Source organism: Devosia equisanguinis, assembly GCF_900631955.1.
GTDB lineage: Bacteria > Pseudomonadota > Alphaproteobacteria > Rhizobiales > Devosiaceae > Devosia > Devosia equisanguinis.
Genome location: NZ_UZWD01000073.1, coordinates 24,888 through 34,598 on the forward strand (window position 1 = coordinate 24,888; position 9,711 = coordinate 34,598).

Genomic DNA, 9,711 nt, shown 5'->3' on the forward strand with positions numbered 1-9,711 from the left:
CCAATGAGACGAGCCGCGAAATGGGAGAGGGTTGAGTGACATTAACGGTTGCCTGGATTGCCGTGGATTGGGGCACCTCCAATATGCGCTGCTGGGGCATTGACGCCCATGGCGCCATCCTTGCCTCCGCGACCAGCGACAAGGGCATGGGGCGCCTGACGCCGCAGCAATTCCCCGAAGCGCTGCGCGAAACCATCGCCGCCTTTCCGCTACCCGCCAATCCCGTCGATGTGCTGATCTGCGGCATGGCCGGCGCGCGTCAGGGCTGGCGCGAAGCGCCCTATCTCGAAGCGCCGGCCGATCTGCGCGGCCTCGCCGCCGCAGCTGTTCGTCCCGACATGGACGACCAAGGGCTTCAGCCACTCATCCTCCCCGGCATCTGCCAGAAGCAGGGTGGCGAAAACGTCATGCGCGGCGAGGAAACCCAGCTGCTGGGCCTTGCCACGCTGCTGCCCGACTATTCCGGCCTTGTCTGCATGCCTGGCACCCATTCCAAATGGGCGCTGCTGCGCGGCACGCATATCGAGCACTTCACCACCGCCATGACGGGCGAGATGTTCGACGTGCTGAAAACCCACACCGTGCTGCGCCATTCCCTGACTGGCGAACTCGATGGCCCCGCCCGGGCCGAGGGTTTTGCCGCCGGTGCCGCCGATGGGCTGGAGCGCCCTCAGGATCTCCTGGGCCAGTTGTTCCGCGTCCGCGCCGCCGCCCTGCTCTCCGGCCGCCAGCCCGATTGGTGCGCCGGTTATCTCTCGGGCCTGTTGATCGGCACCGAGATCGCCGCCAACCGCCACCAGATCGGCAACGAGCCGGTGCCGCTCATCGGTTCGGCCAGCCTCTGTGCGCTATATGTGAAGGTACTAGAAATGGCCGGTGCCAAGGGCCGCCCGGTCGATGCCACCGAAGTCGTCCTCGCCGGCCTCAAGGCTGCGCGTCAGTTCCGTTCCTGAAGGATCAGCCATGTCCCATCGTCACATCATCGCCATTCTGCGCGGCATCACGCCCGACGAGGCCGTGCCGGTCTGTGCTGAACTGGTCGAAGCCGGCATTACCCTGATCGAAGTGCCGCTCAATTCCCCCGATGCCCTGACCAGCATTTCCCGCGCCAAGGCCGCCCTGGGCGATCGCGCCGAAATCGGCGCCGGCACCGTGCTCTCTGTAGAGGACGTCAATGCGGTGAACGAGGCTGGCGGCACCTTCATCGTCTCGCCCGACACCAATGCCGCCGTCATCGGCGAAACTGTGCGGCTCGGCCTGAAATCCTATCCCGGTGTCTTCTCCCCCAGCGATGCGTTCACCGCCATTCGCTCCGGCGCCACCGGCCTCAAATTCTTCCCCGCAGAAGTCTTGGGCCCCAAGGGCATCAAGGCCATGAAGGCGGTGCTGCCGCCCGCCTTGCCGGTCTATGCCGTCGGCGGCGCCAATCCCGACAATTTCCACGAATATTTCGCCGCGGGCTGCACCGGTTTCGGCCTCGGCACCTATATTTTCAAACCCGGCATGAGTGCCACCGAGGTGGCCGAACGCGCCGCCCTGGCCGTCGCCGCCTATGACAAGGGAGCCAGCAAATGACCGATACCGCCCGCCTATTGATCGACTGCAAATCCTCCCTCGGCGAGGGCCCGTTCTGGCACCAGGCCCGCCAGCAATTGTTCTGGTTCGACATCAACAACCAGCAATTGTTCGCCGCCAATGCCGCCGGTGTGGTGCAGGGGCAGTGGCGCTTCGATGAGATCGTCGCCGCGGCCGCCATCATCGACAGTGACACGCTGGCTCTGGCGACAGAAACCGGCCTCAAGCGCTTCGACCTCAACACGAACGAAACCGCTCATCTCGTTGATATCGAAGCCGATGTCCCGGCGAACCGCACCAATGACAGCCGCGTCCATCCGTCCGGCGCCTTCTGGATTGGTACCATGGTCAAGGATGAGGGCCCCAAGAATGGCGCCGTCTATCACTACCGCGCCGGCGAGCTGACACGGCTGATTGCCAACGCCGCCATTCCCAACGCCACCTGCTTCTCGCCCGATGGCACCATCGCCTATTGGACCGACACGCCGAGCCAGAAAATCCTCAAATGCCAGACCGATCCGGCCACCGGCATGCCGGTGGGCGATTGGACCCTGTTTGCCGACGTGTCCGAACATCGTGGCTATCCCGATGGTGCGGTAATCGATAGCCAGGGCTATCTCTGGAACGCCCGCTGGGGCGGCTCCTGCGTGATCCGCTATGCGCCCGATGGCACCATCGACCGTATCGTGGAAGTGCCGGTGTCCCAGGTCACCTGCCCCGCCTTCGGCGGACCAGACCTCAAGACGCTCTATATCACCACCGCCTCCAAAACCCTTTCCCCCGAACAGCTGGCCGCCGAAAAGGTCGCCGGTGGCGTCTTCGCCATCGACGTCGATGTCGCCGGTCTGCCCGAAACACCAATCAAGCTCTGAGCTCTGCCATGATCGACAGCCCTGCCCTTGGCGTCTGCTACTATCCCGAACACTGGCCCGAAGACTGGTGGGACCGTGACGCCCAGCGCATGGCCGAGGTCGGCATCAAATATGTGCGCATCGGCGAGTTCGCCTGGTCGCGGCTGGAGCCCACCCCCGGCAATCTCGACCTGTCCTGGCTGGTGCGCGCCATGGATACGCTTGGTCGCCATGGCCACAAGGTTATTGTCGGCACCCCCACCGCCACCCCGCCGCGCTGGATGATCGACAAGCATCCAGACATGCTGGCCGTGGACGCCAATGGCCGCCCGCGCGGCTTTGGCTCCCGCCGGCACTATGATTTCTCCCATCTCGGCTATCGCGAGGAATCGGCCCGCATTACGCAGATCCTGGCCGATGCCCTCAGCGATCATCCGGCGCTGGGCGGCTGGCAGACCGACAACGAATATGGCTGCCACGGCACCACCTATTCCTACTCCCCGGCCGCCCGCGACGGCTTCCGGCTCTGGCTCGCCGCTCGCTACGGCACCATCGAGGCGCTCAACACCGCCTGGGGCAATGTCTTTTGGTCCATGGAATACAATAGCTTCGACCAGATCGAGCTGCCCAATCTTCTGGTCTGCGAGCCCAACCCGATCCACGCGCTCGACTTCCGCCGCTACGCCTCCGACCAGGTCTCTGCCTTCAACAAGGTGCAGTACGACATCCTCAAGGCCCGCCGGCCCGACCTGCCGGTGATCCACAATTTCATGAGCCGCTACACCGAATTCGACCATTTCGACCTGGGCGAAACGCTAGATGTGGCGAGTTGGGACTCCTACCCCATCGGCCATCTGGCGGTCAGCGACGAGCCTGACGAGATCAAGCGCCAATATCTGCGCCAGGGCGACCCGGACAACGCTGCCTTCCACCACGACCTCTATCGCAGCGTCGGGCACGGCCGCTGGTGGGTCATGGAGCAACAGCCCGGCCCGGTGAACTGGGCGCAGTTCAATCCCGATCCGCTGCCGGGCATGGCCCGTCTGTGGGCCTGGGAAGCCTTTGCCCATGGCGCCGAAGTGGTGTCCTATTTCCGCTGGCGTCAGGCCCCCTTTGCCCAGGAACAGATGCATGCCGGCCTGTTGCGCCCAGACAGCGAGCCCGCGCCGGCCTATCACGAGGCCACCCAGGTGGCCGAAGAGCTGGCCGCCACCGGCCTTTCCGGCACCGCCAATAAGGGCCGCGTGGCGGTGATCTATGATTACCAGAGCGAATGGGCCTGGGAGATCGAAGCGCAGGCCCAGGGTTTTCAGCATGGTGCCCATGTCCGGGCCATCTATTCGGCCTTCCGCAAGCATGGTGTCGATATCGACGTCCTGCCGCCCTCCACGACCAGCCTTGCCGGCTATGACATTGTCGCCATTCCCGCGCTCTTCGCCTGGACAGATGCCCTGCGCACTGCCATTGCCGAATTCGACGGAAGGGTGCTGATCGGCCCTCGCTCCGGCGCCAAGACGCAAGACTTTTCGATCCCCGCCCGCCTCGCACCAGATCTGCCGCAGAACCTGCTCGATACACGTGTCATGCGCGTCGACAGCATTCCCCCGCATGTCTCCGTGCCGGTCAAGGGTGGCGGTTCGGCCCGCCTGTGGCGCGAAAAGCTCGAGACCGGCGCCGAGGTGATCATGGAGGACGAAGAAGACCTGCCGGTGCTGGTTGCCCAGGGCAAGCTCTTCTATCTCTCCGCCAGCGGTGATCGCGCGCTGATCCAGCGCGTGGCCGACCATCTGATCGCCGATGCCGACCTGCCGGTGCTCAGCCTCCCGGCCGGCGTCCGCTGCCGCACCCGCGGCGGCTTCCGCATCTATGTGAATTACAGCGCCGGCAGCGCCCAGCTCAACCCGGCCGCCGACGAGGCCGGCTATGTCGTAGGTGCGGCCGATATGCCCGCCGCCGGCGTCACCGTGGCACGACTCGCCACGGCCGGTTGAGATTTGTAATCGCCGGGCGGACATCGAACCGCCCGGCTGCCGCATCCCAGTGCAGCCAATGCACACCGCCCGCCGCCAATTGCTCCGGCCCGATCATCACCCCCTCCGCTCCACACCCAACCGGCGGCCTGATGCGGGCGATCACCAGATCATGCCCGAAGCAATCCTCGGCAAAAGCCGCCGCATTGCGCACAATGGCCACCGAAAACGCGTCGGTGCTGACAACACAGCCCAGGCTGTCGCATCGCGCCCCGGGATGCTGCGCCGCGATCGGTGTCTGGTAATGCCGGCTCCACACATCCACCGCGAAGCTGCCGGTCCGCCCGCTGGCGAGCGCCATGCCCTCGCCGCTGCTAATCGCCACCGCCTGCGTCGTGTCCGCCACCAGCACATCCGGCCGTGGCTCAAACCCGAATACCAGGATCAGCGGCATTGCCAGCGCCGGCAGCAATAACCGCCATCGCTCCGCGAGCAGCGCAAACCAGGCCAGCGCCAGAAGACCCACCAGCAGCGTCCAACCGGCAAGCAGCGGGTTACCGGTCAGCCCGGCACTCCACCCCGCCACCAGTTCGGCGACATCCACCATCCGCTCGATACCCCAGCCCATCACCATGAGGAATGGCGCATCGGCCCCGAACGGCATGGCCAGCACCGACAGAACCCCGAACGGCATGATCACGAAGCTGACAAAGGGCAGCGCCAACAGGTTCCCCACCACCCCCAGCGGCGCCGTCTGCTGGAAGTGATAGGCCGAGAACAGCAGTGTCGCGAACCCAGCGATAAAGCTCGTCCACGCCGTCGCGCTGACCAGCTTCACCAACCGGTCAACCGTGCCATTCGCCGCCGGCGTGCCGCCACGCGGCATCTCATAGACCCCGATCAGCGCCACTACTGCCGAAAACGACAATTGAAAGCTCGGCCGGAACAGGCTGGCCGGATCGATCAACAGGATGACGAAGGCGGCAATTGCCACATTGCGCATGGTGAGCGCCCGTCGCCCCGCCAGCACTGCCCCAAAGATCAGCCCCAGCATCAGCGTCGAGCGAAAGGCCGGCACATTGTCCATGCCGCCGGCCAGCAGCAGATAGAAGAACGCCGCCAAGATCCCCGCCACCGCCGAAATCTTCTTCACCGGCCAGCCCACGACCAGGGGCACCGAGGCCAGCGCCAGCCGCACCAGCCAGAATATGCCGCCCGCCACGATCGACAGATGCAGCCCCGAAATCGAATAGATATGCGCCAGCCCCGACGCCGCCATCACGTCACGTGTCTCGTCGGTGATATCGCTTTGATCGCCCATCACCATAGCCTTGCCGATGGCTGCACTGGCCCCCACGAGCACCGCATCAATGCGCGCGCCGATGAAATTGCGCAGCGCCTGCACCCGCCGGACCATGTTGCCCTCGTCGCCCGCCGCGACCACGCTCACCGTGCCGCCCGTCACCGAGCCATAAGCGCCGATCCCCGAGAAATAGGCGTGAAACTGCCCGTCATGCGCCCCCGGCAGCACCGGCCCCGGCACCGGCGCCAGCCGCATCGCCGCCCGGATCCGATCCCCCGGCGCCAAGGCCGGCTCGTTGGGCAGGAACAGCCGTGCCCGACGGATATCCGGCATGCGCGCCCCCTCCTGCGGCACCAGGTCCGAAATCACCACCCGCTGCCCATCGGCCCCGGCCGAGATGATCTCATCCACCCGCGCCTCATAGGTCCCATAGACAGCCCGCGTCAGCATTTTGGCGTCGTAAACTGCCGCATGCAGCGGCAGGAGGCAAAATCCCAGCGCCAGCGCCGCCAGTTGCACCCCCAGGCGCAGCCCGCCAAGCGAGCCCAGCAGCAGCGCGCCGCCGATTACCCCCAGCGCCATCAGGCCTGCGACGCCATGGAGCAGCATGCCAGGCTCACTCGGCCAGGCCGCATAGGCGATCAATCCGACGATCAGGCTGAATGGCAAAAGCACGAACAGCCGCCGCTGTTCGAAAGCCTGGGCAAAAGCCTCGACCAGGCTCCCCCAGGCCGCGCGAGGTCCAAAAGCGGGCGCCGGCCGCGGCGGCCACAGCCGCACCGCGCCCCTTGGCCCCGGCACCAACACGCCCTTTCCGTTCGCCCCTGCCCCCGCTTCGGCCAATCCCGGGCACCCCCACCCTTGCGCTCAAGCCCGCCTATGCTACACACGGCCCGCATTTCCTCAAAATTCTTCGGTTCCCATGTCCCAGGTCGTCACCCGTTTTGCCCCATCTCCCACCGGCTACCTGCATATCGGCGGCGCGCGCACGGCTCTCTTCAGCTGGGCCTATGCCAAGAACCAGGGCGGCAAGATGCTGCTGCGCATCGAAGACACCGATCGCGAGCGCTCCACCGAAGCCGCCGTCACCGCGCTGATCGATGGGCTGAAATGGCTGGGCCTCGATTGGGACGGCGAGCCGATCAGCCAGTTCGCCCGCGCCGCACGCCACGCCGATATCGCCCATGAACTGGTGAAGATGGGCCATGCCTATTACTGCTATTGCTCCCCCGAGGAACTGGAGCAGATGCGCGAGGACGCCCGCGCCGCCGGCAAGCCGCCCCGTTACAATGGCTATTGGCGCGATCGCGACCCCTCCGAGGCTCCCGAAGGCATCAAGCCGGTGGTCCGCATCAAGGCGCCACTGTCGGGCGAAATCATCGTGCATGACCATGTGCAGGGCGACGTGGTCTTCAAGACCGAGAACCTCGACGACTTCATCATCCTGCGCTCGGACGGCACCCCCACCTATATGCATGCCGTGGTGGTCGACGATCATGATATGGGCGTCACCCACATCATCCGTGGCGACGACCACCTGACCAATGCCGCCCGCCAGATCGTCATCTACAACGCCATGGGCTGGCCTGTGCCTGAAATGGCCCATATTCCGCTGATCCACGGCCCGGATGGCGCCAAGCTGTCCAAGCGCCACGGCGCCCTCGGCGTCGAGGCCTATCGGCAGATGGGCTATCTGCCCGAGGCCGTGCGCAACTATCTGGCCCGCCTCGGCTGGAGCCATGGCGACGACGAAATCTTCTCCACCGAGCAGATGGTGGAATGGTTCAGCCTCGAAGCCCTCAACAAGGGCGCGGCGCGCTTTGACTTCGTCAAGCTCGAGAACATCAACGGCCACTATATCCGCGAGGCCGACCCAACCTATCTCTACAATGTGATGGTCGAAACCGCGCGCGAAGTGGGTCGCGAAAACGACGTCACGGGCCTAACGGCCAATCACAACACCGTGCTGGCCGCCCTGCCCGAATTGCAGCCGCGTGCCAAGACGGTGCTGGAGCTGATCGACCTGGCGCAGTTCATCTATGCCCTGCGCCCGATCCAACCCGATGCCGCCGCGGCAGCTCTGCTGACCGACGACGCCAAACTGGTGCTGGCCGGTATTGCCGAAACGTTAGGGGGCCTTGCCGATTGGTCAGTGCCCGCCATCGATGCGGCCATGCGTAGTCTGGCCGAAGAGAAGGGTCTCAAGCTCGGCAAATTGGCCCAGCCGCTGCGCGCCGCACTCACCGGACGCACCGTGTCGCCGGGCATTTTCGAGGTCATGGTGCTGATTGGCCGCGAGGAAAGCATGGCCCGACTCAGCGACCAGATCGGGGGCTGAACCGCCCCGTCGGCCCGATGGCGACACCCGGCCGATAGATAAGTCATACTTACCTATCGGTTGCCCTTGCCGGTCAAGACCTGATACCTCTGCGGTAACGTTCGGCGCCGCTGAAAGGCGCCGACCCAAGCCTATAACATCGATCCTTCCTGCGGGGCGCGCGGGTGAAGCGAGGAGATATCAATGACCGATAAAGTCGCAAAACTCGTCATCGGGGACCAGACCCATGAATTCCCGATACTGAGCGGTACCGTTGGTCCGGATGTCATGGACATCCGCTCCCTCTACGCCAAAACCGGCCTGTTCACTTACGATCCGGGCTTCACCTCCACTGCGGCATGCGACAGCGCCATCACCTTCATCGATGGCGACAAGGGCGAACTGCTCTATCGCGGCTATCCCATCGAGCAGCTGGCCGACAAATCCAACTATCTCGAAGTCTGCTACCTGCTTCTTTACGGCGAACTGCCGACCCCGGCCCAGTTCAAGGAATTCGAGCAGCTGGTCACGCGCCACACCATGGTGCACGAGCAGATGCACTATTTCTTCCGCGGCTTCCGTCGCGATGCGCACCCGATGGCGGTGATGACCGGCGTGGTCGGCGCCATGGCCGCCTTCTACCACGACTCCACCGATATCAACGATCCGCAGCAGCGCGAGATCGCCTCCATCCGCATGATCGCCAAGATCCCGACCCTGGCGGCCATGGCCTATAAATACTCGATTGGCCAGCCCTTCGTATATCCGCGCAACGATCTCGATTACGCGGCCAATTTCCTGCACATGTGCTTCTCGGTCCCGGCCGAGGAATACAAGGTCGATCCCAAGATTGCCCGCGCCATGGACCTGATCTTCACGCTCCATGCCGATCACGAGCAGAACGCTTCGACCTCGACGGTGCGTCTGTCCGGCTCGTCCGACGCCAATCCCTTCGCTTGTATCGCGGCTGGCGTGGCCTGCCTCTGGGGCCCTGCCCATGGCGGCGCCAACGAGGCCTGCCTCAACATGCTGCGCCAGATCGGCACGGTGGATCGCATCCCCGAATTCATCGCCCGCGCCAAGGACAAGAATGACCCGTTCCGCCTGATGGGTTTTGGTCACCGCGTCTACAAGAACTTCGATCCGCGCGCCAAGGTCATGCAGGCCACCGCCAAGGAGGTGCTCTCCATCCTCGGCGTCGAGAACAACCCGACCCTGCAGGTCGCACAGGAACTCGAACGCATCGCGCTCGAAGACCAGTACTTCATCGACCGCAAGCTTTATCCGAATGTCGATTTCTACTCCGGCGTGATCCTGGACGCGATCGGCTTCCCGACCTCCATGTTCACCGTGCTCTTCGCCGTCGCCCGCACCGTCGGCTGGATCAGCCAGTGGAAGGAAATGATCGGCGACCCGCAGAAGAAAATCGGCCGCCCGCGCCAGCTCTACAACGGCGCCACCGCCCGCGACTACCAGCCCATCACCCAGCGCTGATCGCCCGGCCATCGCCAAACCAAAGCACCCCTTCCACCAAAGGGGTGCTTTTTCTTTATGGATCATCCGTAAGTGTTGGGTCCCCATATCTCCCGGCCCCTTCGCCTCCCTCCCCCTAGAGCGTTTCACGTTCTGGTTGATGCGGCTCCATCGCCCCTCCCCCTTGAGGGCTTTGATCTGTCCCGGAGGGTAAATCTCTCC

Annotated in this window: 7 protein-coding genes; 6 read left to right on the forward strand and 1 reads right to left on the reverse strand. The window is 64.5% G+C overall.

Going from position 1 to position 9,711, the window contains the following annotated elements; genetic code table 11:
* The first annotated feature begins 35 nt into the window (after positions 1–35).
* Genes DEVEQU_RS19575 through DEVEQU_RS19590 form a run of 4 tightly spaced genes read left to right on the forward strand, consistent with a single transcriptional unit; the run spans position 36 to position 4,417 of the window.
* On the forward strand, positions 36–953 hold the full coding sequence (locus DEVEQU_RS19575) for a 2-dehydro-3-deoxygalactonokinase (RefSeq protein ID WP_126152295.1): 918 nt from the start codon (positions 36–38) through the stop codon (positions 951–953).
* Between the two features lie 10 nt (positions 954–963).
* Complete coding sequence (locus DEVEQU_RS19580) at positions 964–1,575, forward strand: 2-dehydro-3-deoxy-6-phosphogalactonate aldolase (RefSeq protein ID WP_126152296.1); 612 nt, start codon at positions 964–966, stop codon at positions 1,573–1,575.
* Positions 1,572–2,447 (forward strand): SMP-30/gluconolactonase/LRE family protein, encoded by an 876-nt coding sequence (locus DEVEQU_RS19585; protein ID WP_126152297.1) that lies wholly within the window; start codon positions 1,572–1,574, stop codon positions 2,445–2,447. Before DEVEQU_RS19580 ends, DEVEQU_RS19585 begins: the two co-directional genes overlap by 4 nt.
* Before the next feature lie 8 nt (positions 2,448–2,455).
* Entirely contained in the window at positions 2,456–4,417 is a 1,962-nt protein-coding gene (locus DEVEQU_RS19590) for a beta-galactosidase (RefSeq protein WP_126152298.1), read from the forward strand.
* Here the strand turns inward: DEVEQU_RS19590 and DEVEQU_RS19595 are convergent.
* The gene (locus tag DEVEQU_RS19595; protein ID WP_126152299.1) at positions 4,386–6,374 is read right to left on the reverse strand and encodes a ComEC/Rec2 family competence protein; all 1,989 of its coding nucleotides are present in this window, start codon (positions 6,372–6,374) and stop codon (positions 4,386–4,388) included. The genes DEVEQU_RS19590 and DEVEQU_RS19595 overlap by 32 nt on opposite strands.
* Before the next feature lie 247 nt (positions 6,375–6,621).
* On the opposite strand from DEVEQU_RS19595, the gene gltX reads away from it, so the two are divergent.
* The gene (gene gltX, locus DEVEQU_RS19600; RefSeq protein WP_126152300.1) at positions 6,622–8,037 is read left to right on the forward strand and encodes a glutamate--tRNA ligase; all 1,416 of its coding nucleotides are present in this window, start codon (positions 6,622–6,624) and stop codon (positions 8,035–8,037) included.
* A gap of 183 nt (positions 8,038–8,220) precedes the next feature.
* Positions 8,221–9,510 (forward strand): citrate synthase, encoded by a 1,290-nt coding sequence (gene gltA / locus DEVEQU_RS19605; protein ID WP_126152301.1) that lies wholly within the window; start codon positions 8,221–8,223, stop codon positions 9,508–9,510.
* Positions 9,511–9,711: the final 201 nt, after the last annotated feature.